Annotated in this window: 22 protein-coding genes; 11 read left to right on the forward strand and 11 right to left on the reverse strand. The window is 47.7% G+C overall.

Annotated elements, in window-relative coordinates; translation table 11 throughout:
• Window positions 1–106: 106 nt before the first annotated feature.
• Both V6669_RS05680 and V6669_RS05685 read right to left on the reverse strand, forming a co-directional pair.
• Window positions 107–991, reverse strand: coding sequence for a WYL domain-containing protein (locus V6669_RS05680; RefSeq protein WP_338591605.1), 885 nt, complete (start codon window positions 989–991; stop codon window positions 107–109).
• Window positions 939–2,294: a WYL domain-containing protein gene (locus V6669_RS05685; RefSeq protein WP_338591608.1), complete on the reverse strand. Its 1,356-nt coding sequence runs from the start codon at window positions 2,292–2,294 to the stop codon at window positions 939–941. The genes V6669_RS05680 and V6669_RS05685 overlap by 53 nt, the downstream gene beginning before the upstream one ends.
• 371 nt (window positions 2,295–2,665) lie before the next feature.
• On the opposite strand from V6669_RS05685, the gene V6669_RS05690 reads away from it, so the two are divergent.
• The 3 genes from V6669_RS05690 (at window position 2,666) to V6669_RS05700 (ending at window position 5,782) form a co-directional block, all read left to right on the forward strand.
• Window positions 2,666–4,159 carry a TROVE domain-containing protein gene (locus tag V6669_RS05690; protein WP_338591611.1) on the forward strand — a complete coding sequence of 498 codons (1,494 nt, stop codon included), beginning with the start codon at window positions 2,666–2,668 and terminating at the stop codon, window positions 4,157–4,159.
• Between the two features lie 25 nt (window positions 4,160–4,184).
• The gene (locus tag V6669_RS05695; RefSeq protein WP_338591614.1) at window positions 4,185–4,988 is read left to right on the forward strand and encodes a nucleotidyltransferase domain-containing protein; all 804 of its coding nucleotides are present in this window, start codon (window positions 4,185–4,187) and stop codon (window positions 4,986–4,988) included.
• 161 nt (window positions 4,989–5,149) lie between these two features.
• Window positions 5,150–5,782 carry a copper amine oxidase N-terminal domain-containing protein gene (locus V6669_RS05700; protein WP_338591616.1) on the forward strand — a complete coding sequence of 211 codons (633 nt, stop codon included), beginning with the start codon at window positions 5,150–5,152 and terminating at the stop codon, window positions 5,780–5,782.
• Window positions 5,783–5,911: 129 nt separating this feature from the next.
• On the opposite strand, the gene V6669_RS05705 is transcribed toward V6669_RS05700, so the two are convergent.
• Window positions 5,912–6,304, reverse strand: a complete 393-nt coding sequence (locus tag V6669_RS05705) for a RidA family protein (protein ID WP_338591618.1) — start codon at window positions 6,302–6,304, stop codon at window positions 5,912–5,914.
• Between the two features lie 275 nt (window positions 6,305–6,579).
• Here V6669_RS05705 and V6669_RS05710 point away from each other — a divergent pair, with 275 nt between their 5' ends.
• Window positions 6,580–6,831, forward strand: coding sequence for a hypothetical protein (locus V6669_RS05710; protein ID WP_047841868.1), 252 nt, complete (start codon window positions 6,580–6,582; stop codon window positions 6,829–6,831).
• Between the two features lie 68 nt (window positions 6,832–6,899).
• Here V6669_RS05710 and V6669_RS05715 read toward each other — a convergent pair whose 3' ends face one another.
• Together V6669_RS05715 and V6669_RS05720 are read right to left on the reverse strand one after the other, a co-directional pair.
• Window positions 6,900–7,688: an S-layer homology domain-containing protein gene (locus V6669_RS05715; protein WP_338591622.1), complete on the reverse strand. Its 789-nt coding sequence runs from the start codon at window positions 7,686–7,688 to the stop codon at window positions 6,900–6,902.
• A gap of 225 nt (window positions 7,689–7,913) precedes the next feature.
• On the reverse strand, window positions 7,914–8,834 hold the full coding sequence (locus tag V6669_RS05720; protein ID WP_338594851.1) for an AEC family transporter: 921 nt from the start codon (window positions 8,832–8,834) through the stop codon (window positions 7,914–7,916).
• Window positions 8,835–8,955: 121 nt separating this feature from the next.
• On the opposite strand from V6669_RS05720, the gene V6669_RS05725 reads away from it, so the two are divergent.
• The 3 genes from V6669_RS05725 (at window position 8,956) to V6669_RS05735 (ending at window position 11,768) form a co-directional block, all read left to right on the forward strand.
• The gene (locus V6669_RS05725) at window positions 8,956–9,471 is read left to right on the forward strand and encodes a mismatch-specific DNA-glycosylase (protein ID WP_338591625.1); all 516 of its coding nucleotides are present in this window, start codon (window positions 8,956–8,958) and stop codon (window positions 9,469–9,471) included.
• Window positions 9,472–9,613: 142 nt separating this feature from the next.
• Complete coding sequence (locus V6669_RS05730; protein ID WP_338591627.1) at window positions 9,614–10,189, forward strand: sigma-70 family RNA polymerase sigma factor; 576 nt, start codon at window positions 9,614–9,616, stop codon at window positions 10,187–10,189.
• Entirely contained in the window at window positions 10,167–11,768 is a 1,602-nt protein-coding gene (locus tag V6669_RS05735) for a DUF4179 domain-containing protein (protein WP_338591629.1), read from the forward strand. Before V6669_RS05730 ends, V6669_RS05735 begins: the two co-directional genes overlap by 23 nt.
• A gap of 238 nt (window positions 11,769–12,006) precedes the next feature.
• On the opposite strand, the gene V6669_RS05740 is transcribed toward V6669_RS05735, so the two are convergent.
• The gene (locus V6669_RS05740) at window positions 12,007–13,068 is read right to left on the reverse strand and encodes a LacI family DNA-binding transcriptional regulator (protein ID WP_338591631.1); all 1,062 of its coding nucleotides are present in this window, start codon (window positions 13,066–13,068) and stop codon (window positions 12,007–12,009) included.
• 338 nt (window positions 13,069–13,406) lie between these two features.
• On the opposite strand from V6669_RS05740, the gene V6669_RS05745 reads away from it, so the two are divergent.
• Window positions 13,407–14,726: a glycoside hydrolase family 125 protein gene (locus tag V6669_RS05745; RefSeq protein ID WP_338591633.1), complete on the forward strand. Its 1,320-nt coding sequence runs from the start codon at window positions 13,407–13,409 to the stop codon at window positions 14,724–14,726.
• 354 nt (window positions 14,727–15,080) lie between these two features.
• On the opposite strand, the gene V6669_RS05750 is transcribed toward V6669_RS05745, so the two are convergent.
• The gene (locus tag V6669_RS05750) at window positions 15,081–16,136 is read right to left on the reverse strand and encodes a Gfo/Idh/MocA family oxidoreductase (RefSeq protein ID WP_338591636.1); all 1,056 of its coding nucleotides are present in this window, start codon (window positions 16,134–16,136) and stop codon (window positions 15,081–15,083) included.
• A gap of 48 nt (window positions 16,137–16,184) precedes the next feature.
• Window positions 16,185–17,072, reverse strand: a complete 888-nt coding sequence (locus V6669_RS05755; RefSeq protein ID WP_076214488.1) for a sugar phosphate isomerase/epimerase — start codon at window positions 17,070–17,072, stop codon at window positions 16,185–16,187.
• A gap of 129 nt (window positions 17,073–17,201) precedes the next feature.
• Here V6669_RS05755 and V6669_RS05760 point away from each other — a divergent pair, with 129 nt between their 5' ends.
• On the forward strand, window positions 17,202–18,098 hold the full coding sequence (locus tag V6669_RS05760; RefSeq protein ID WP_338591641.1) for an AraC family transcriptional regulator: 897 nt from the start codon (window positions 17,202–17,204) through the stop codon (window positions 18,096–18,098).
• Window positions 18,099–18,368: 270 nt separating this feature from the next.
• Here the strand turns inward: V6669_RS05760 and V6669_RS05765 are convergent, their stop codons facing one another.
• Window positions 18,369–19,052 carry a serine/threonine protein kinase gene (locus V6669_RS05765; RefSeq protein WP_338591644.1) on the reverse strand — a complete coding sequence of 228 codons (684 nt, stop codon included), beginning with the start codon at window positions 19,050–19,052 and terminating at the stop codon, window positions 18,369–18,371.
• Between the two features lie 511 nt (window positions 19,053–19,563).
• Here V6669_RS05765 and V6669_RS05770 point away from each other — a divergent pair.
• Entirely contained in the window at window positions 19,564–20,481 is a 918-nt protein-coding gene (locus tag V6669_RS05770; RefSeq protein ID WP_036606467.1) for a PD-(D/E)XK nuclease family protein, read from the forward strand.
• A gap of 166 nt (window positions 20,482–20,647) precedes the next feature.
• Here V6669_RS05770 and ald read toward each other — a convergent pair whose 3' ends face one another.
• Window positions 20,648–21,781 (reverse strand): alanine dehydrogenase, encoded by a 1,134-nt coding sequence (gene ald / locus V6669_RS05775; RefSeq protein WP_338591647.1) that lies wholly within the window; start codon window positions 21,779–21,781, stop codon window positions 20,648–20,650.
• 189 nt (window positions 21,782–21,970) lie between these two features.
• Between ald and V6669_RS05780 the strand changes: the two genes are divergently transcribed.
• Window positions 21,971–23,641 carry a PucR family transcriptional regulator ligand-binding domain-containing protein gene (locus tag V6669_RS05780; RefSeq protein WP_338591649.1) on the forward strand — a complete coding sequence of 557 codons (1,671 nt, stop codon included), beginning with the start codon at window positions 21,971–21,973 and terminating at the stop codon, window positions 23,639–23,641.
• 59 nt (window positions 23,642–23,700) lie between these two features.
• Here V6669_RS05780 and V6669_RS05785 read toward each other — a convergent pair whose 3' ends face one another.
• Window positions 23,701–23,991, reverse strand: coding sequence for a hypothetical protein (locus V6669_RS05785; RefSeq protein WP_338591651.1), 291 nt, complete (start codon window positions 23,989–23,991; stop codon window positions 23,701–23,703).
• Window positions 23,992–24,254: the final 263 nt, after the last annotated feature.

A 24,254-nucleotide genomic window follows, 5' to 3' on the forward strand; every position in this document is an offset into this window, starting at 1 on the left:
GAATTACTTTCGCTGATAAGTTTACGACATTTTTACGAGCAAGTAGGTATAGCGAAAAAAGGTTTGGATAAGGTTATCCAGACCTTTTTTTGTATATGGGACCAAATCATTGGCCATCGACTTTCGCAAGAGAGCCTTCCTCACGTTGGCGGTGCTGAACTTCATTCGCGCGTTCGGGATGCATATCAGGATCTTTTTCTACATAACGGGCCAATGCCTTGGCAGCTGTTTCGGACATCCGCTCCCGCAGCATCGTGTGGTCAGCGATTCGAACCCGTTTGCCTAGAAAACGCATCTTGGATAAGACGTAATCCATCTCATTGCGCGGAACGGTCAGCTCGATCCGATATGTCTGCTCGGCTTCCAGGTACTCGACCTGTTTCTCAAAGCAGGAGAAGGCATAGAGGATTCGGGACAGTTCCTGATTGAACTCGGGCAGTACCTCGATGGTGATGGTCGTTTTACGCTTCTCTGTTATCGCAGCAATTCGGGCAGTGTAACCCGAAGCGGTATCCGGCTCAACGGGTTGGGCTTCCACGGTAACGATGCTGTGCAGTTTGGTGGACATGAGCTTGTCGAAGCGAGGCGCGTACCAGAGCACATACCATTCTTTTTTGACCATGGAATACTCCAGTTTATACGGAAAACCAAATTCATCATGGCTTGTGCGTCCATTGCGGACGCGGCCTGTCATTCGAAATCCCTGATGATGCAGTATGATTAGCCTTAACTGTCGAAGTAGTGGGTGAGAGACACTGTTTTCTTCGCTTTTGGCTTTTTCGGTCAGGTAATCTTGAAGGTTCAGGTCCTGCTCACCATTCAGCATGTTGTACATTTTATCCAATGTTACAGCGCTCAGTGCTTCTCTCGCAGCAGGGTGATTCAGCATCATGCGAAGCCAGGCCCGTTCCTGTGAGGTCCAGGTGAACAGTCCGGTTTCATTCAGTCGTGTCATCATCTGGTAATTGAACATCTTCTCGAACAGGTTCATAATATTCCGCAATCTCCTTCCATTCCTTGATCATCTCCTGGCGTAGTCTCTGAGGTGCAATTATTTCGCAGCTTGAGCCAAAACTCCGTAACCACGGTTTGATCTCGGTGGTACCGTTGACCTGGATTTCGTAGAGAAAGGTATGGTCCGTTTCGGGTATAATCTTGCCCCATTGACCTTGCAGACGAACCCGATCCAGAATGAAGTTGCGCTGACCACGCTCCGGGTGGAAAAAGCGTGCTTGAACCGTCACGGTATTCCCCGTATCCACGAGCCAACTGTAGCGACTAATGTCGGTCCACTGTTGCTTCAGTTCGAGCATGTATTGCTCTTCTACTGAATCCTGTTCCTCCAGTTGGGTTATGCCTTCCATCCGGAATTTAACAAAGCCGCGTCGGCCCTGATACCCAATTACATACCAACGACCATACTGATGGTCATAAATCACTTCAAGGGGCACGATCCGGTTGGATCGACCATCTGCTTCCCGTTCAAAACGTGGATTCGTATTCTGTGAACTGTAGCTGGATGGTTTTTTCGGTGAATAGTATAGGAACTGCACACGTTTGCGCTGACGAATCGCACTAAGCAGCGTGTAGAGATGAGCTTCGTCCAGGATACGAGAATAATAGTGATACTTATAGATATAGGGTTCGGTCGCTTCTTCTTGCGGAAAACTTGCCGTAATGGCTTTCTTCAGACTGTCCCGCAATAAGTACCCCTGTACGGAAGGAACTTGGGTATTCGCCATCATATCCACAAAATCATACAACTCCAGCTGTTCCTCCACAGTTAATTGGGTAAGGACATCCTGTTGTAAAGCATATCGATATGGCCTGCCACCTGGCTCTTTTCGAATAACCCCAACCTCTTCCAGATACTTTAGATCAGAGCGAATGGTTTTCTCGTCAGGTAGTGCCAGATCTTCCGGCAGATCAGCACAGCAGGCGTCCAGCAGTTCCATCGCGGTTAAGGCTTCATCTTGTAAGGTATGCAAAAGGACAGAAAGCCGCTGAACTTCAGTCTCTTTCATCGACTTGGCACGGAAGAGAAAGAGCAGCATAGGCTCTGCCGACTCCCCGTATTGGAAGCGAACGAGATCGGCCATTTCCCGGCTTGCGTCGGCACCTGGGCGTTGATCAGCGACGGTCTGCATGATTTCTTTTAACCTGCGATTGGTTTTATCAAAGGTATGTACGGATATGCCAAGCCGCTCGGCATATTGTTTGCGGTTATATGCACCGCTTGTTAGGGATAACATGCGTAAGAACTGAATTTCTTTGTCAAAACTCTCTCTTGCCATGAACATTCACTCCTCGTTATCCCTTCATTGTAGCAGGATGAGCGGCAGGTTTCATTTTAAACTTGTGAAGGTTGACTCCATTTCAGAAAATGATTCGTCGCCATACTTTCGCCATGTTCGCGTGTAGGTGCGTGAGGCATAATGAGGTTGTGAAGCGGGGCAGCAACAAGCACTGTGGATCAAGGTTCCGAGGCGCCAGGGAGGGTTACTTCGACTGTTAATCGACCAGGTCGTTGGTTCGAATCCAATCGCCGCCGTTCATGGCGGTGTAGCTCAGCGGTAGAGCGGGTATTATACCTTCCCACCTTTTTCCTCGGAACATTTTATTATGAAAGAACAGCAAATAGACTCACACCGGGAGGTCATGAGTGATGAGCAGAGCGAAACAATTATTTAATCAACCTCAGCCAACGACACGTAATCATGGGGGCTATGGAGCCTATGAGCGATTGGTGGAGGAACAATATATACAGATGTTGATGACCAATACATTGAACAATACGTTCTATGCAGATACCCAGCAACTGATGGACGATGCGATGGTCAGTCATCAGGAGATGGCTGAGGTCGATGCAGGATTTATGGCACGGGCGCTGGTCTATGCTCGTAATGAAGGTTTGATGCGGTTACAGCCTCTATACGGGCTGGCATTGCTGTCCAAAGTGGACGCGGATCAGTTTTCGAAAGTATTCTCCAAGGTGATACAGACACCGGCTGACTTGGCCGATTTTCTGACGATTCTAAGAGGAACTGGTCGGGGACAGGGCGGTCGAGCGGTGAAGCGTCAGGTGAGTCTCTTTTTGAACGGGATCAGCGAATACTGGGCGATCAAATACAACGGACGTGGGCGTGGATACAGTCTGGGCGATATGATCGCTACAGCACATCCCAAGCCGATAGATATGAAGCAGCAAGCCTTATTCCGTTATTTGCGCGGGCATGAGGTGGATCTTACGGAACTTCCGCAGTTGCAGGCGTTGGAAAAGCTGAAGGCTACCCCAAACCCGGCAAGTCGGATGCATCTGATCGAGAAAGGTAAACTTCCGTATTCGGTGGTCACCTCGATCATGCAACCGACACGTACGGTGTGGGAGGCGTTAATGTCACAAATGCCGACTTTTGCGTTGCTGCGCCATCTGAATGCAATGGATCGGGCAGGTGTTTTTGAAAAATCGAAAAATATCGATTATGTTACACGTCGTCTAACCGATGTTGAGGCCCTGCGCAAGTCGCGGATTTTGCCTTTCCGATTCGCCAGTGCGTATGAAATGATTGCCAGAGAAGAGCTGCGGGGTGCTTTGCGACAAGCGGTGGAATTATCCGTTGGCAACCTGCCAACACTGCCGGGAAGAACGGCTATTTTCCTGGATCGCTCCGGTTCCATGCAAGGGGATTATTTGCGGATTGGTTCGGTGCTGGCACTGGCACTATATAAACAAACACGAGGTAACGCGCTGTTCTGGTTATTCGACCATATGGTTGAAGATGCTCGTCCGAAGATGAATGAGAGCATTATTTCCCAAGCTCACCGTATTCGCGCACAAGGTGGAACAGACACGGGTCGGCCGGTGCGGGAACTTCGGGATATCGGAGAAAAAGTGGATCAGATCATTATGATCACCGATGAACAGCAGAATGAAGGCAGCCCGTTATATGCTGAGCTTGAGCGATATCGGCGGATGATGAATCCGGAGCTGAAGGCATTTATTGTGGATATAGCACCTTATCAGCAGGCTATGGTACCGCCACGGGATGGCAAAACCTTTTACATCTACGGTTGGAGTGAAACAGTATTGACGTATATTGCCGAGACTGTGGCAGGCTATGATACACTCGCGAACCGGGTGAGAGAGATAGAGATTTAACTTGGGAATTTGGAGGCGACGGACCATGACCTACGTTCATGAAGAAATGAAAGATACGATAAGACAGCAACTGAAGCAGATTGAACAGGAGGAGCAGGTACGGATCATCTATGCCTGTGAATCAGGTAGCCGGGCGTGGGGGTTTCCTTCACAGGACAGCGATTATGATGTGCGTTTTCTGTATGTGAGACCGCTGGAATGGTACTTGTCGATTGAGGATAAAAGGGATGTTATCGAACGCCCGATCAGTGACCAGCTCGACATTAATGGTTGGGATCTGCGCAAGGCGTTGAAGCTGTTTCGCAAATCGAATCCACCATTGTTGGAGTGGCTGCAATCCCCCATTCAGTATGATGAACAGTATAACGTGGCACAGCATATCCGTGCACTGTCGCCTTTAACCTTCTCGCCCAAGTCCTGCATGTATCATTATCTGAATATGGCGAAGGGGAACTTCAGGGATTATTTACAAGGGGACCAGGTGAGAATCAAAAAGTATTTCTATGTTCTTCGCCCCTTACTGGCTTGTGGCTGGATCGAACGTCATGATGCGATGCCACCCATGGCATTTGAAGAGCTGGTGCAAGAACTTGTACCTGCAAATACATCGCTGTATACGGAGATTCATGAATTGCTGCGCCGGAAAAAGGCGGGCGAGGAACTGGATCTGGAGCCGCAGCTACCCGCAATACAGGCTTTCATAGCGGAGAAGATCGAGCATTTTGAACGACTGGCCGGCCTGATGGATAATGAGCAGATTATTCAATTTGAAGAATTGGACCGGATTTTCCGTTTTGCATTACAAGAGGTGTGGGGCGAAGGGGAATAAGAGAGAGAAAGTTGCATGTGGGTAACACTATCGCTAGAGTCGGAGTGAGAATATCCGCGTTTGTGAACTGTTATGTGAAAATAAATTTTGTTATTCACCTATATTGTATGGGTAATTATGGTATGATACTCTGGCTAAACTAATTGCTGGAGGTTATCCGTATGCGTATCAAAGTAATAAGCAGTTTGCTTGCCATTTTCATGATTTTTGCTACTGTTGCGTCTGCTCATCCAGGAAGAACAGATTCGAGTGGGGGGCACACCTGTCGAACCAACTGTGCAAAATGGGGGCTGAAACAAGGGGAATATCATTATCACAACGGAGGTTCTTCTTCGAGTTCCAAATCTTCCTCTTCAAGTTCATCCAGTTCAGGAAGTACCAAGAAAAGTAACAAGTCTTCAACTGCAACCCAAAAGAAAGCCACGCCTAAACCAGAATATATCATGTCTTCTGTTCAGGTGAAGGTGAATGGTTCCAAGGTTATTTTCACCGAGTCTCCAATTGTAATGAATAACACAAATCTCGTACCCCTGCGTGAGATGGCCGGAGCGTTGAAAGCCAAAACGTCTTGGGACAGTAAGACTCAAACCATTACCATTACCAAAGATAAGTACAAGCTAATCTTTACCTTGGGCAGTAAAAAGGTGAAGGTTAACGGGAAAGAGGTCACCCTACAGGCAGCACCCAAAGAAATTAAGGGAACGACGTACATTCCCCTCAGAGTTTTGGTAGAAGGGCTTGGGGCATCCCTCACTTCATCCGGTAATACGCTGACGGTGAAGGTGAAAGAATAAGAATTCATAAAGAAGCAGGTTAGGAGTTCATCCGGCCCTGCTTCTTTTTTTGTATATGAACTTCGTTAAAGCGAAACCTCATCAGGCCATTTTACTTGGCGCTACAACGTTGGATATGACCCGGATCAGTTAGTTGGTATGAGCAACGGCGCGAACCTCAATCAGTTGATGAGGGAAGGCGAGTCCGGATGTCCCAACCATCGTAACAGCTGGACGATGCGTACCAATGTACTCTTTATACACGGCAACACATGGCTCAAGATGCTCCTGCGGGTGAACCAAAAAAATCTCCAGTTCAGCAATGTTCGACTTGGTCACGTTAAATCCTGCGAGCACGCGATCCAAGTTATCCAGTGTCTGGCGGACTTGTGCTTCAATATCATCGACACCAATAAACGTCCCCTGCATATCATGCGAAAATTGTCCTGCAATGTAGATCGTACCGTTAACGCTGTATCCCTGAGCAACGCTAAATGCATCTTCCCAGGGCACACCGTGGCTATATATTTGAGCTGTAGTCATAAGTTTCTCTCCTTTGGAATTCAAGATATGGTTAGTATAAACGGAGAAAAACGACTTGTGCAGTACGCACTTTCATGACAGTGACTATCCATAAGGATAGCGTGAGCAGGGTGTTAGTAAGCCCAACGACTCATTTCGGAGAATCTTTATATCAGGATATTTAATTTAGCTATAACTAACTTAAGTCCTATATCCTTCCCCTAGAATCTGGGTAATAATTAAAGTAGGCAAGTGATTGATGCAATCTCATAACGTAACGATAGGGGGTAACCTGTATGGCATCCGTAATTCTGCTGGTGAAACAGACGGAGGACGATGAGAAGGTTATTTATCGATTCGGACCGAATGAGCGAAAGATGGGGCTCATTGAGATGAATAAGATCAAGGAAAGTGTGAGGGAACTGGAACCTGTCCAGGTGGATGGGGTAAGCCCGAGTTTTTTCTTTAACCGAGCCGCGCAGCGACTGGTACGATGTTTATTCAGGGAAGGCGGAAAGTTCCCGGAACGAACGACGTTTGAATCATAGTACACACTCGTTAAAATAAAACACTCTGTATCCCATGTTGTAGACTGGATACAGAGTGTTTTTAAGTTCTATTTGCTTGAATATTTTTTAAGTGTACCATCTGCTTGTAAATCGAGATATAACCTGTGAAGAATAGTTGCTGCTTCTGCTCTTGTTATTGTTTTTCTGGGATTAAACAGGCCTTCATTTGCTGTCATTATACCTTTCTTTTGTAAGGCTGCGAGACTGCTACCAACCAAAGCTGAGTGATCATCACTAAGTTCCAGTCCTTCAAAAAGTAACGGGTAGACCTTATTGGTCCCATCAACTTCATAGTTAAAGCGTCCATCTTTCAAATGTTCATCACTATACTCGCGTTTGGGGATATCCTTCATCGTGTGTAGAATGTCGTAGACTTCTTGACTGTCATCAATCTCATCGTATAAGACAGGTAGCAGGTTTACTACTCCGATACGAGTGAGCTTGTTATCAGGATAGAAGTAGTTGTTTCCCTTCTTAATGGCATATGTTGAATATGTAAACTGTGAGAGTGCTTTGGATGTGGAACTGTAAGCCCAGTGACTAGAAGGAACATCTTTAAACTTTCGAGTTGGCATGTCATCGTTCGTTATGTATTTATTAAATAACTGTGAAAACATCGTGATGAATTCTGCTTTGGTCACACTATTATCGGGTTTAAATGTGCCATTTTGGTAACCTTTGATTATTCCCTTCTTACTCATAAATTCAATGGATTCGATAGCCCAAGAGTGTTTGTTTTGGGTGACATCCTTGAAGGTGGAACCTTTGGCACTGGCAGCTGTAGAGCCTGCGATGAGAGATGACAAGAGGAACATGATGATAACTAGCTTTTTCATGCTGACTTCCTTTCTAAATGTAGATTCAAATTTTGGAAACTCCTAAATCTTAGCATAATAAATTTCGAGCGTATACTTATTTCAGGGAATAAAGGGACTATTTATCTATTCTAAAAAGGGTGCTGTGGCATTTGCTTAATGTAATGGATGAAAAAAGGCCCATCTCCACAATGTGAAGACAGACCGTTCTATGAATGCTAAGGATATTTATTCCATTCTAAAATTTCAGAACGTTTTGGCATAAGAGATCAGCGCCGTAATCGTAATGATGTTCAAGAGCGTTGAGATTAGCACCGTCTGGGCTGCAAAATCGGGTTCGTTATCGTATTCTTCCGCCAGGATGGATGCGTTGACACCGGTTGGCATACCCGAAGCGATAATGAGTGCCTGTGCAGCGATACCTTCCAACCCAAGCAGAAGCACAATTGAAATCCCGATAGCCGGGCCAATCAGAAGACGCAAAAATGTGCTAATATACACATCAAGGCGATACAGTTGAATTGGATATTTTACAATCTGTGCCCCGAGTGTCAGAAGCGCCACGGCAACCATACTTTGCTGCGCATAGGTTAGTGGCATGGACAGGAATGTAGGCAAGGGAACCTTCCACATGTGAAACAGAATGCCCAGCAAGAGCGCATATGGAACAGGCATTTTAAGAAAACCAATAATCACCGCGCGGTAATTACCTTTGAGCTTCGCGCCCTGAATGGACAATACGCCATAGGTGAATGTCAGTAATGCCTGCAAAGACATGACCAGCGCCTGAATGGAGGAGGCGAGGGGATCGCCGCGGAATACCAGTGCATTGATGGGCAGTCCATAGTTGCCTGCGTTATCCAGCATAATACTGTTGTTGAAGGCAGCCTTCATGCCTTTATTCATCCGAAGCGAGCGCGCAACGACAGAACCTACAATATAGAGAATCAATACATATATTGCGTAAAAGAGTGTCACAGTCCCGAGAAGTTCCCCGGACATATCCGAGTGATACATGCTCATAAAGACGGCTGCGGGGGTAATACAATAGAAATTGATTTTGGCGAGGGTGTACAAGTCCAGCTTGAACACCTTTTGCATCCAGGACCCGACGGCAATCAGGAGAAAGACGGGCAGGACGACTTCAAGCATGATGTCTGCAATCATTAGTTCAGCTTCCTTTTTCATGAAAATTTCAATCCGATTTCGAAAATGCTTTGCTCATTATATCATTTTATACACAACGGAACGTGGGAATAGGCTAAAAAAGATCAGGAGGGGTTGCATCATGATTCCAGATCATCTGGATGTTGGTTTATCGATATTGTTTATTGGTTTCAATCCTAGCATTACGTCTGGAGAGACGGGTCATCATTATGCTTACAAAGGAAACCGCTTCTGGCGCATTCTTGAACGGTCGGGATTAACCCCGCGTTTATATGATGCACAAGAGGATGGAGAGTTGCTGAAGCTGGGATATGGGTTCACAAATATCGTGGCCCGGCCCACTAAAGGTATGGAAGATATTACGAAGGAAGAATATGCAGAAGGACGCCAGATTTTGCGGCAAAAGCTGGAGGAATACCGACCGGACATCGCCTGTTTTGTCGGAAAAGGAGTGTACACCCAGTACAGCAAACGTGCCAAAGTGCAATGGGGATTCCAGGACGACCCGGTCGTCAAGGAGATTCAGGAGTTCGTCGCTCCGTCGTCCAGTGGACTCGTGCGCATGTCGATGGATGAGATTGTGGCGATCTATTCACAGCTTGCTGATTTTGTCACGGAGAAGAACGGGGAAGATTAAGAGGCAAGTAAGCAGAGTTCACCCAGTCGGCTTCGCCGATAAGGGCGAATTCTTTTTTTTGGATAAAGTGAGAGGTTTCGGGAACGGCTTCCGTCTATATAGTACAGAACCATGCATGGAAGCTGTAGAGAAGGGGGATTACATGACTCAACAGATACCGGAGGAGGAGCTTATTCAGCGCATTGTTGCAGGGGATAAGCAGTTGTTCTCCGTGCTTGTGGATCGATATAAAAATAAAGTCTACGGCATCATGCGCGGAATGGGCGCGAGTCATCCGGATGCACAGGATCTCGCTCAGGATACGTTTATTCGCATCTATCGTTATCTCCCGTCGAGGCGGGAGGGAAGCAGTTTCTCGTCATGGGTGTACACCATTGCGGTGAATCGGATGCGGGATTTTATACGGGAAAAGAAACCCGTCATGTCTCCGGTCGATCAGGCGATTGAACCTGTCAGTAATGAAACACCGGAAAAACGTGTGCTGCATAAAGAGATGCAGCGTGAAATATACCGCCAGCTAGAACAGTTACCGGAATCGTATCGCTTGGTGTTATTACTGAAGTACACAAACGAGTTGAGCTATGAAGAGATTGCGGATATTACAGGCATGAGTTCAACCAAAGTGCGCAATGCCCTTTATCGCGGGAAAAAGACACTGAGGAAGCAAATGGAACGCAAAGGAGGTTTAGCTACGTATGAAGCCTATTTCAAAGGATGAAGATCGGTTGTGGGAGGAGCACCTATACCGTGAGGAGCCGGATGCGGATTTTACGCTGAAGGTCATGCAGAAGCTGGATGGGGTGTCCATGGAGCGTGACGAAGCTGAAAGTCCATGGTCGAGAAAGGTACCCAAGACAAGATGGATATACCGTACGGGGATTGTGGCTGCGGCTGTGCTCCTGTTTGGAGGAGGTGCATTGCTGGTTTGGGATCGGACAGGTGCACCGGAGCAGCCGGTAGTGAGCGCTGTAAATATTCCTCGTTTACCCGATATACCAGTACCTACAGAAATAAGGGAAGCATTCCTCACTGAAGATTATAAGCGATTGAAGCCACCAGGGCTTGTGGTTAATCCGAACATTCAGATTGAAGATCAGGGATACACATTCGAGATCAAAGATGTGCTTGTCGATCGTTCACAAATTGTGTTTTTAACGGAGCAAACTAGCCCGGACGACATCAGGATACCAGTCGTTACTCCAGAAGCAGGGAAGATTCATATTACAGATGTACATGGTAATTTGGTTGCTGTTCCTGTAGTGAATTCCCAGCCTAGTGGTATAAATTATCGAAAATTCGTATTTCAATTAAATGATGTTATTCCAGATCAGATTGTCGTACGCGGAGAATTAAACTTTCTAAAAATACCTGATTATTATGATGCGGGTACTAACACAACGGTAAAAAATAATACAACAGTAGATTGGAGTTTCCAATTCAACATCGACATGACAAAAGCAAAAGCAATGGCTACTATGACTCCTATGAATAATACGTATACCACGCCGGAGGGGTTAAAGCTAGACATGACACAACTTGTAAGAACGCCAAGCGGAACCCGTCTTGATGTGAATGTCAGTTTGAATGATCAACTGCAGGCCAAAGTGAGTGAGGATTGGAAGGAACAGATGGATATCCTGTATCACATCGAAATTCCTGAAACCAATGAGTATAGAATATTTAACGGAAGCAGGCCTTACGCTCGACAGGCGAAGTTCCGGCTCCGTGATCTGAGTGAAGCGAACGAAAATGGCGGTTGGTTGAAACTATCCGAGACGTGGGACCCCGCATTTGTGACGGTGGACGCGAAGAATACTCGCTTTGTATTAGATGGCTACACCTTACCGGTAAAGGAAGAAAAGTCTATCGAAATTGATCTTGAACAACTCCCTCTCACGACCACAATATTTGAGCAATCAGGTGACAGAGTCGTTCTGAATGGGTATAACTTTGATCCAGAAAGAGGGGGGTATATTCCATCGGGTAGTGGAGCCGATGACCAGCACTCTCTTGTATTGTTAGGAAGTGCAGAGTTCTCCAACGAAATTGCCGGGGACAAATGGGTGGCGGTTGATCGTGAAGGAATCGAATATCCCGTTTCAATTCTAAATTCGATTAAAGAGATAAATAATGACGAAAAATATGTTACAAGTGATCTCAAATTAATGGTTCATGGCCTCTATCAGAATTCTGCTACCAGGTTCACCTTGAAACGAACGGTGGTTCACCGTGAGTTCCGTGATGTGAATTGGGAAGTGGATCTTCCATCGTACAGTAGCCTGCCTTGGCTGAAATAACCACTAGTACAATTCTCAGACATGAAGTATATGAAGCTTCGAATGGGTGATATAAGGATGGGTGGATGGATCAGTAGATTTAAGTGTGGATGTATAGAGACATATAAGCGTATAAGCCTAATATACGAAAAGGCCCTGCATAATGGTATGCGGGGCCTCTTTCGTATGCACCAGATTTATGGGAAAGGCAAGTACCTAACGAATCCATCCTCAGAAAAGAGCAGGTACCCTTTCTGAATTATGCCGATTCCCTTGGAATCAACGTAGTCGATAACATAACCGTCTCTTTCGGCGTCCCCGGGCGTTCGATCCGGCGTTGCAAAGCCTCTACGGCTCGCTGTCCAAGTTCCTCTTTGCACAGGTTAACCGTGGTTAGGGGCGGGGAAGACATAACTGCGGAATGTACATTGTCGATACCGATGACAAGGCAATCTTTAGGTGTGGAGATACCGATCTCCTGTAGTTTGTGCATCCATTGCAAGGCGATATCATCATTAACACCGATCCAGGCGTCAGGACGTTCGTTATCTGGCATGTTTTGAATTTTGGTGGCCAATTGGTTAACCCATTCCCCGTTCTCATACGGAATATTCCATTCTCTGAAGCTGGTCGTATGACTGGTGTCCACATGGAAATGGTTCAGGGCCAACTCAATCCCGATCTTCCGCTGCGCAAAGCTGGCAGCACGACCATCATCTGTGATGAGGCCAATCCGTCGGCAATTCATAGACATTAGATATCTAGCCACAGTGATACCAGCTTCCAGATTATCATGGCTGATCGTATCACAATTCAGCAGGGGTTCCTGATGATCTACCAAAATAATAGGCCGACCCGTCTGAGAGAGTCGTTGCAGAACCGTATGCGGGAAAGCCCCCATGACAATAATCCCGGCACAACGTTCCCAGTCCAAGTGAGGAGCAATAACTTTTTCGGGAGAGGTGTTCTCGTCCGTCACTCCGAGTGAGGGAGATACAATGGCATGATGCCAACCACGCTCATTACAGGCGGAGATCATGCCTGACAGAACACGTTGCCAGTAGTGAGGTTCACCGCGGTTGAGCTGATTCATGCATATGAGAGCAAACGGTGGATCGGACGGATCTGCATGGTTTGAAGTAGCGGGACTATTACTAGCACCAGGAGTACTTTGGCGATATCCTAAAGCCCGAGCGAGTTCGAGTACCCGTGCGCGTGTCGCTTCACTGACACCCGTCTTGCCACTGAGTGCGCGGGAGACGGCATATTTGGATAATCCGAGCTGGTCAGCCAGCGTCTGAATGGATACTTTGCGTGACATATCATTACTCCTTCATTTGACGATCATCTTCTGACACAGTACACTTACAAATAATAATGTTATTATAATTTATCATAACAAAAATAACAATGTTCAACTAAACATTTACACGATAACGGAGAGGGCAGAAAAAACTGAAAAAGCGAAGCTAAAAGCTTTCGGCAAGAAAGCTGCATCGGAAGCATAAACTTCGCCTTTATCACCGGATTTCCCCTTGAGAAAGGGGATCGAAAAAATCTGGGGATAACAGCGATTGGAAAGTTGTTCTGTCATCGTAGTGCCAGTGTAAAAATTTATTAGCTGAACTTAAATAAACCAATTCAAAGGAGACGACATCCATGGAACAGTTCAGATTACCGAAAATCCCTATGCCGCAACTGGAATTACCGCAAGCTGTGCAGGATATTCTGACTGAGGCGGACGAGCGTTTGCAACATCGACCGAGGTTGCTGGCTCAGTTTCGCAATTGTTTTCCTAATACGTTGGAAACGACCACAAAGCTGCTCGATGATGGGACAACCTTTGTGATTACAGGAGATATTCCCGCCATGTGGTTAAGGGATTCCGTAGAGCAGGTCATGCACTATGTTCCACTTGCGAAGAATAATGAGAAGTTGCAGCGTATCATTGGAGGGCTGATCAAACGTCATACGTTCTACGCTGATAAGGATATCTATGCCAATGCATTCAATGAAACGGCGAATGGATGGCATTGGGATGCTAATGATGAGACGGAGATGTCACCTTGGGTGTGGGAACGGAAGTTTGAACTGGATTCCCTTTGTTTCTCCATGAAGCTGGCTTATACATATTGGCGGGAGACTGAACTTACGGATATATTCGACGAGCGCTTCAAGAAAGTGATGGAGAATATCGTACAACTATGGGAGACGGAGCAGCATCACGCAGAGCGTTCATCTTACCGGTTCATGCGGCGCAATTGTCCTGCCCATGATACGCTGCGTAATGAAGGATTGGGTATGCCTGTGAATTACACGGGGATGATCTGGTCCGGATTTCGTCCGAGTGATGATGCTTGTGATTTTCATTATAATATTCCGGCGAACATGTTTGCTGCGGTAACCTTGCGTCAGATGGGGGAGATCGCGAAGTGGGTGTTCAGGGATGAACAACTGGTAAGCCGGATGGCTCGTTTGGAAGAAGAAATACGACACGGTATCTCTCTGTACGGTACTTATCGTCATCCAGAGTATGGACAGATCTATGCCTATGAGACGGACGGTTACGGTAACTTTTGTCTAATGGATGATGCGGGCACACCTGGACTCATGTCTATACCGTATATGGAATATGCTTCGATTGAAGACAGGGTGTATCAGAACACACGTCGATTTATTCTGAGTAAGGAAAATCCGTTCTATTATGAAGGGCAGGTAGCCAAAGGTATTGGTAGCCCCCATACCCCTCCGGGATACATCTGGCATATGGCGCTATCCATGCAGGGTCTGACCGCAGACAATGACGAGGAAATGCTGGCGATGATTGAATTGCTGGAAAGTACGGATGCGGGTACCGGATATATGCATGAGGGCTTCCACGCCGATGATCCCAACACGTTCACCAGACCATGGTTTGCCTGGTCCAACAGCCTGTTCTCACAGTTGGTGTACAAGGCAATGAAAAAAGGAATTCTATAAAATGATGTAAGTTCAAAAAAAAAAATTGCTCACTGCTCGCGAAGCAGCCGTTCCGGTTACGAATCGTTCTTTCGATCGCTGTTATCCCCGGATTTCCTGATCGACTTTTGTAAAGTCGAAATCCGGGGATAAGCGTATGCTTCCGATGCAGCTTTCTTTCAGAAAGCTTTTAGGCGAACACTTTGCTTCTTCAGAATCGATTTCGTTCCCTGCACTACTTTTACTATCGAGCGCGACTGTTTTTGAACGACATCATTTTTAGAATAGGAGAGTAGGTAAAAAAACAAGAAAGCCCAAACTGCTGAACTTTGCAGTTTGGGCTTTCTTGTTTAATTGAAAAACACAGGCGCTTCGCTATGTGTTTTTCAGCAGGTCAGCGATGAACACTTTCTGTCCTGTGCGTGCGCTTTCCAAGGATGCGAGGACCATGGCCATGCTGAACTGGTTATCACTGCAATCGGTCTCAGGCAATCGTCCTGATTCCAGTGCGGCGAACATGTCTTCGAGACAGCCGTGATGACCTGTTTTGTCCATGACAGGCAGTTCCGCTTCAATCCGCTCACTTGGCTGGAAAAAGGATGGTTTGCCGTCAGTATCCAGGCTTTGCGCAGTAACTACTTCAGCATAGATGTCATCGTGACCATCCCAGATGGCGGTTCCTTTTTCACCAATTACGCGCCAGCTTGCTTCCCATGATGTGGCTACACCTTCTGCGCACCAGGATCCGCGATAGTTGAATACGGACCCGTCAGACATCTCAAATATACATAACGCCATCGCATTGCCCTGATACCAAGACCCTGGAGGATTGAATTCATGGCAGTATACCGATACCGGGTTGGCTCCGAGAATATACCGTGCCTGATCAAACGTATGTATCGCCATATCGAGCAGCAGCGGACTATCCATCAGATCCCGGAATCCGCCGAAGTGTGGCCCGAGGAAGAAGTCGGCTCCTGCGTAACCTACCTGCCCTATAGCCCCGCCGGAAATGAGGTGCTGGTAGGCGCGGATACGCGGATCGAAACGACGATTCTGCATGACGGCTTGAATGTGTCCTGTGCTGCGAGCGGTTTGCACAATGTCTGTGCATTCGGAGAAGGACTCTGCTAGTGGTTTCTCGCCAAATACATGACATCCTTCCTTCAAGGCTGTCATGGCAATGCCGTAATGACTCGCCGGAATCGTGACATCGAATACGATATTCGCGCCAGTCGCTTGAATGCCTTCACGGATATCGGTGAACGTAGGGCAGGTGAGGCCATGTCTCGTAGCAAAAGTAATGGCTGTCTGTTCATACAGATCGACCAGTCCGACGATTTCTGTATCCGGCCTTTGCAAGGCATAGTCCGCCCACGTGTTTGCCATAGCACCGCAGCCAGCGATAATTACCCGATAAGGATGAGTCATGTTCTCATCTCCTTAGTATGGATTGTGTTATACAGCTCGCATGGTTTCCTATACCGGATTGGGCACAAAATCGCCGCCGCGGCATTGTTTCAAATATCGCAATGCATGCACCTGTCCGGTCATTTCGAGTTCGTCTTTGTAGACGGGATCATGCCAGCCTTCAATATCAATCGTGCCCTGATAACCGTTCTGGCGCAGAATGGTGATGATGTCTGCCCAGTTGTTATCCCCGAAGCCCGGAGTGCGGTGCCATACGAATTCACGTGGGCCATGCACGCCGTATTCCTTAACAATATCCCAGGCAATCGTGGCATCTTTGCCATGGACGTGGAAGACTTTATGAGCCCATTTGCGTAGCTGTGGAATAGGATCAATCAGGCTGGACATTTGATGGCAAGGCTCCCACTCCAAGCCGACATTTTCATCAGGAACAGCATCAAACATCATCTCCCAGGCCGTTGGGTTATGTGCGATGTTCCAGTCGCCTGTCTGCCAAGTGCCTCCCATATCACAGTTTTCAAAAGCAATCCGTACACCCCGGTCTGCTGCCCGGCGTGCCAGTTCACCAAATACTTCCTTGAACCGGGGGATGGACTCGTTAATGGGTTGATCCGTCAGACGTCCGGTGAACCCGGAGACGATATCTGCACCGAAGAGCTGTGCGTGATCGATCACTCGCTCCCAGCTTGCCAGTGTATCGGCGTTGTCTCCGGCTCCAGTTAGCGGATTACCAAATACACTCACCGCGGAGATGACGATACCTTGTTCGTCCACGATTTCACGGACACGTTTGGCTGTCTCTGCCAGGTCCAGATCACCAGTTGTTTGCCAGAAGGTCAGGTTAAACGATTCAAAGCCATGTTGCATGATCTGCGGGATAACGCGGACGGCGTCCTGCCCGCCTACAAGGGTACCGATGCGTAATGATTTATTCATGGTTGTATTTCACTCCAATATTGGCTTATAGTACTTCGTGACACACTCATTATAGCCGTGGATTAACGGGATGGCTCTAAACAATCTTGTGTAATAATAGTCGGATCTTGTGAAGAGGGGGAAGAAGTCGTGCTGGATCTGAAAGCGCTTCACGAAAATACCCGAATTGACCATAAATCACATCCATTTCAGCTGTTCCAAAATCGGTGTTCAGATATGAAAGCTGAAGAATGTATTCTGTATTTGCATTGGCATGAACATTTTGAACTGATTGTTATGCGCAAGGGCAGTGCGCTGTTTCATATTGATAGCAAACCTTATGTAGTTCGAGCAGGTGAGGTCATTATCATTCCTGGAGGTACATTGCATGTTGGATATGCTCTGGATGACGGGGATGTGCATTATGATTCCGTTGTAGTGAACCGTGCACTGTTCCATGATTTCACTCATGATCCTGTGCATGAGCAATATGTCGCGCCGTATTTGGAAGGAAGAGTGAGATTTCCGGTCAAACCGGCAGAGGAAAACACAGCCTGCACAGGCTATTATTCTTTGCTGAATGAAGCTGTGGAGGAAATGGCGTCACAGCCCCCGGCTTATCAGCTCGTAGTGAAATCCAAGCTGCATGCCTTGTTCACCCTGCTTGCGCGAACCTTTATGCCGCAGCAGCTACCGGATAAATCGGTCGGATCGTATTTTCCCAACCGCGAACGTTTCAAACAGTTGATTGCACAGATTGAAGCGGACCCCACAGGTAAGATGTCTGTTACGGAAGCGGCGAGTCATGTGGGATTGAATGCGTATCACTTCTGCAAAATGTTCAAAAAGCTGACCGGACGTACTTTTGTGGAATACGTGAACGGTTGCAGGATGAGTGAGGCAGAGCAACTGCTGCAAGGCAGTAGCCTGACCATTACAGAGATCGCCGCCAGAGTTGGCTGCGACAATGCGAACTATTTTACGAAGTTATACAAACAATACAAGGGGATGACCCCCTCGCAGGGACGTGGAAGAAAAGAAGGTTGAGCACGACCAGTTTAGCAATAGTCTCGGATAAAATGTCTATAAAGATGATTGTGACACTAAGTAACTCGCAGTCGCAATTGTGAGCAGAAGCAGAAGCAGAAGCAGAAGCAGAAGTAGAAGTAGAGCACACCGCAGTGATTACCGTAATAATAACCATACGCAAATACGCACATCTACAAAAAACCACCCGGATAAAGGCCTCTTCAAGGCTGTTATCCGGGTGGTTTTGATTCAATAATATCAAGACAATCCTCTATGTGTACAACGTGCTTATTTCATAAATCTGGAGAACAAACGATTGGCTTTCTTGGCGAGGTCGTCCATTTTGATGTTGGCATGATCGAACTGATTGTATCCCCATTTGATCGTTTGCAGCATGCGTGGAGATATGGGTGTTCCTTTGATGCGCGGATAGATGTTGTGATAGGCCCAGACAAGATGCTCCCAGCGATTGTCATTGCCGTCCTGAATATACTCGGATACGTCAATTACTTTCCCGCGTCCGTTCTGAAGAATTACATTTTTCAGATGAATGTCGCGAGGGTTCAACCCGCGGCTGCGAACGGCTTCTCGCGCTGCGTCCACATCGAGCATGACCTGCTCGGGGACGGGGATTCCCTTTTCCAAACATTCCAGCAGTGTATCCCCGGGTTCAAAACTGATCACGAGTACATTCCGGCCGCTGCCGTAATAGGTAGGGAAGTATGGCAGACCTTTGAGCTGCTCGTATACCTGTTTTTCATTTTCGAGTTTGTCCAAGGCATGATCCGAGTACATCTTGAAGGCATACTGCGGCAAGCCGTCATACGTAAATACAGCCGCATCCGTACCTGTGCCAATGCAATTTAAACCTTCTACATCGCCGATGATGTTCACCAGCTCATTCCGGTCGCTTCCGATGACTTGGATCTGTTGTAATGCTTCTTCCGCCTGGAACCAATCCGGTCGATTCATGGGTGGTGCCTCCTTTTAGGATATGCCTGTACAATTTTTTTATATAATCATTTTCTAACGAACCGAGTAAGTCTTATTTCACGTAAATCGGCAGATCTGAAAATGTAACGAATCAGAGACACGCTATTGACTCATTTGCTTGCAATAAACACGTTCTACAACCGGAATAAGACTAATTAGCGTGTCTGGGGTTCGTTAGATTCCGTAAAACCTCATAATCCACGTGATATGGTGTGTGAGATTCGTTAGCGCCGGGCCGCACTGGCCCCGGGCTAGACCCGTACTAGCATCCCGGTCCCAGATTCGCTGCCCTCTATAGAGTATATTATGCGTTCTGCTCCGCAATTTCATCTTTTGGTGATGTTACTATATAAACGATACGGATCGAATCGGAAACGGTTGCGTCAGAAGAAAATAACGGAAGCGCGCTTGCGGCAAGGTTGCCCGGGCTTTATACTGTGAGCATCAAGGGATCTCATGCAGATCCGGCATACAGAAAGGCAGATTACTTATGGCACAATACCCGCAGTGGTCTTATTCGCAGTCGCGGGCGAGTATGTTCGATGAGTGCCTGCGCAAATATTATTATCATTATTACGGTGCCCATAACGGCTGGAAGACAGACTCTGCTGATGAGATGCAGGTTCGTCTGTACCGTCTGAAGCAGCTCAGCAATCTGTATCTTGTCTTCGGAGACCTCGCGCATCGGATGTGTGAGTCGGCGGTACGCAGCAGGGAAGAGGGCAAAGATAAACCGCGTGAACACTTTCTGGAACAGACGATACGCAAGCTGCTGAATCAGGCGTATGTGGAATCGATGGACGCGGATCAGTGGCGGCTGAACCCCAAGAATCGCACGATGCTGTCCGAGATTTATTACGGGGATGATACGTTGAATGACCGGATCGCCACGATTAAGGAGCGGGCTTCGGCCTGTGTCAGTAACCTGTACCAGACGCTTACGTGGGAGGACTTGTCCCGGGCAAGTACAGACATTCTGGAGATCGAGAAATGGGATACCATGATGCTGCACGATACACGCGTGTATGTGAAGATGGATTTATTGTATCGGCGCAGTAACGGCAATATTGTCATTGTGGACTGGAAGACCGGCAAGGAAGATGACTTTTCGGATCAGCTAATGCTGTACGCATCCTATGTGAGAGAGCACTACCGGGTTCCGTTGGAGCAGATTGAACTGCGAGTGGAGTACCTGTTAACCGGAAAACACCGAGAGTTTACAGCCACAGAAGAGGATATCCGGAAGGTGGAGGAGAACGTGGGTCGTTACATCGAGGAGATGCGATCCTGTGTTGAGGATGAATACTATAACCGTCCAAAGGACGTCACCTACTTTACAGCGATGCCTTCCCACCGGTCCTGTCGGGATTGCAACTTCCGCGAAGTTTGCAGTGAGCGAGCAGTCTGAAGCGCCAAAACCGGAGCAACCTAAAGGCCTTATACCAACTAATGAGTTATTTCATATGTGAAAAAAACAAGAAGCGCAAGCCGGGAACATCATCTGCCCGACTTGCGCCTCTATTACGTTCCACAGGCCTGGCGACAAGGCGCCGGGTGGAACGAACGTATCAAGATTACTGTACAGCGGCGGTATTCTCCAGCGCCTGACCCGCAGGAACATAGGCATGCCCGAGATCCCTGGCAACCGCCTCATACGTGATGTGTCCATTCAGCGCATTGACCGCGCTACGAATGGACGAACTGCCGCGAATCGCGGCGGTTGCACCATGGTTGGCCAGCTGCAGCGCATAAGGCATGGTGGCGTTGGTTAGCGCCACCGTGGACGTACGCGGCACGGCGCCCGGCATGTTCGCCACCGCGTAATGCACGACGCCATGTTTCACATAGGTCGGTTCATCATGGGTTGTGATATGATCAATGGTCTCAACGATCCCGCCCTGATCAATCGCGACATCCACAATGACCGAACCCGGTGCCATCGTCTTAACCACTTGCTCGCTGACAAGCGTTGGCGCCTTGGCGCCCGGAATCAGCACCGCACAGATCAACAGATCTGCCGCCGCAACAGCTGTTGCAATGTTGGACGGGCTGGATACCAACGTGTGGATCTGATTGCCGAAGATATCATCCAACTGGCGCAGACGATTCAGATTCAGGTCAAGGATGGTCACATCGGCGCCAAGACCAATAGCAATTTTGGCTGCATTTGTTCCCACCGTTCCACCCCCAATAATGACCACTTTCCCCCGACTGACGCCTGGTACACCTGACAAGAGAATGCCCTTGCCACCTTCTGTTTTCTCCAGTAGCTGTGCTCCGATCTGGGAGGCCATACGGCCTGCAACTTCACTCATGGGGGTTAGCAGGGGGAGAGCACTGTTGACCTCCAACGTCTCATACGCAATAGCCGTTACCCTACTCTTTATAAGGGCTTTGGCAAGCTCCGGTTCCGCTGCGAGGTGCAGGTAGGTGAACAGAATCAGTCCGGGACGAAAATATCCATATTCACTGGCAAGCGGTTCTTTCACCTTGATGATCATATCGGCCTCGGTCCACACTGACTTGGCATCCATCCGAATCTCGGCGCCCGCAGCTTGATATTCATGATCCGTGAATCCACTGCCGATCCCCGCGCCTTGTTCAATCAGTACCTGGTGACCGGCTCTGATGAAATCAGCAGCCCCGGCCGGAGTCATTGCTACACGATTCTCATTATTCTTGATTTCTTTGGGAATTCCGATTCTCATCACCATGCACCTCGTCCATTTATTGGTTGTTAGCTTATACTACAAGTTTATGACTTGGATAATCGTTTTGCACCTTACTTAATGTCTAATCTTTAGAAATTGAACTCAACATATTGTCGAAAAAGACTGTTCAGGACATTTGTCCATGGATTATAATGTAAGAAAAAATAACACGAAGAGGGATCGCCATTGCGAAATGACCGTGTGTTTACGATCAAAGATATCCTTGCACGTCCGGTATTTGGCCGAGCACGACTAGCAGCAGGGAAGGATGGAGTGAACCGTCAAGTTGGCTGGGTTCATGTATTGGAGATTACCAATGTATCTCCATTCGTAAGCCCTCATGATCTTATTTTATCCACTGGACTGTGGCTTCAATCGGAAGAAGGGCGCGAAGAGTATCTGCTTCAGCTCATTGGCAGTGAGGCAGCGGGGCTATGTGTGGAGTTTGGTACCAGCATATACGGAATCCCGGAAGAACTGATTGAACTGGCGGACAGACACCAGTTTCCGCTGATCGTGTTTGAACAACCGGTCCGCTTTGTCGAGATCACACAGGATATTCACTCTCTGCTCATTAATCATCAGCATCAACTGCTGAAAAGTCTCGAAGCATACTCCCGTCAGCTTCAGCAACGAACATTACAGAGTACGGATATGTCTGCTGTGCTGAACCTGCTGCATGAGTACGCTGCCAAACCGGTGGTGTACATTTCGTCTATGGAGCCGGGCAGTTTTGTGCCCGAACTTGTTCCGGAGATGGAACAGGCCATCTATACCTGGTATGAGCAAGAGGTAGAACATCTGGATTTGAATGATTCAGATACCGAATTATGGTTCCACATGGACGAAGAGAAGGCTCTGTTGTGTCATCCGGTCGTCTGTTTTGGCCAGGTATTTTCGGCTGTAGGCATGATTGTGCATCCCGCAGCTCCAGTGGAATATCTCAAGCTGTTGCTCGATTATACGGCGAAGGCGGCGGCAGCGCTTACGCTTCGTTCCCAGTTTCTTGAAGAGAAGATGGTCCGCAATCAGAATGAACTGATCCAGGATCTGATGAATGGCAACATCCATCAGGAGGAACAGGCTCAGACCCGAATGGGGCTTCGTTTACTGGTGAAGGGACAGTATTGGTTTGCTGGAGGGGTTATAGAGATTGAGCATCGGTTGAAGGGTACAGGCCGGGAGCGAATGGAAGCGAATCATCAGGATGTTCTTGTCCTGCTGCGTTCCCTGCTCAAGAAGAACAATCTGCCTAGCCTGATTATGCTGAAGAACAATCAGGTATATCTGTGCTGTGCGAAGGAAGCGGTATCGGCTGCTGCACGTCATCAACTGCTGCGATTGCTGGAAGGGATTGCCCAGGACGTGAAACGGTTTGCCAGTCGTAACTTGAAGCAGGTTATGATCCATGTGGGATTTGGCAAGTTACGCAGCCGTTTGACCAGCCTGCCGGAGAGCCTTCAGGAGGCCTATCAGGTGATCGAAGTTTCGAGATCGGTAGATCCGATGGAACATGTTCACTTTTACGAACGTATGGGTATATATCAAATGTTAAAGGCGTTACCCCAATCCTTTCTGCAACCCTTTGTCCAGGATCACCTGGGTATGTTGATTGAACATGACCAAACGCATCACCTGCGATTGGTGGAGACGTTGGATGCTTACCTGCAGAACTTTGGTTCCAAGCGCGATGCGGCCGCCCAGTTATTTATTCATCGGCAAACGTTGTACAACAGACTGGAGAAGCTGGAAGAACTGATGGGTCCAGGTTACATGGATCAAGGGAGAAGAATCTGTCTGGAGATGGCGCTGCTCGCGCACACGATGATCGAGAATGGACAGTGGCAATCCTCTTGATGAGGTGAAAGGGATGCAACACAGACTGTGCATCGATCTTACACTACCTTGTGCACAGTCTAGCAGTTTTTACTAATCCGCCGGGTATGTTGTAATGAAGCAGGCAGGCGTTGCAGGGTGGAAGTGGAGCGTCGGCCCCGATACAGCTTCGTTTGACCGGAGGAAGGTGCCAGTGATAATGAAGAAGGAGCAGCCAGCCGATACGGGGGTGACGACCGGTCGGGACGTCCTTCCTGTTCTGCTTCATTGTCCTCCATTGAAATGCCACTTTGGTGCAGCCATTCATTAAGTCGTTTGGGATTGATTCCAAGTTGTCCGCTCAGATTACAGATATCGAGGTTTATTCTCACACAAATCCGCCTTTCCTGGAATATCGGGCTGGTAGTAGGGTATGAAAGGGAAGCATGAATTCGAGATCAGTAAATGCTCATATGCATGTTGGCTGTGCTTGATCGGCGGAATGATTCATTAAGTTAAGAAAAAGCGTGGAGGCGTCTATATACCGTGTTAAACGTTTCCATGTCCGCTGTTTTGAATATTTACTATAAATTGGCTTTTAACAAGATTCTATCACTTCACATGCAATTGCGCGTCTCAATATAGTCTCAATTTT

It is taken from the genome of Paenibacillus sp. Y5S-9 (assembly GCF_036894235.1).
In the GTDB taxonomy this organism is placed as follows: domain Bacteria; phylum Bacillota; class Bacilli; order Paenibacillales; family Paenibacillaceae; genus Paenibacillus.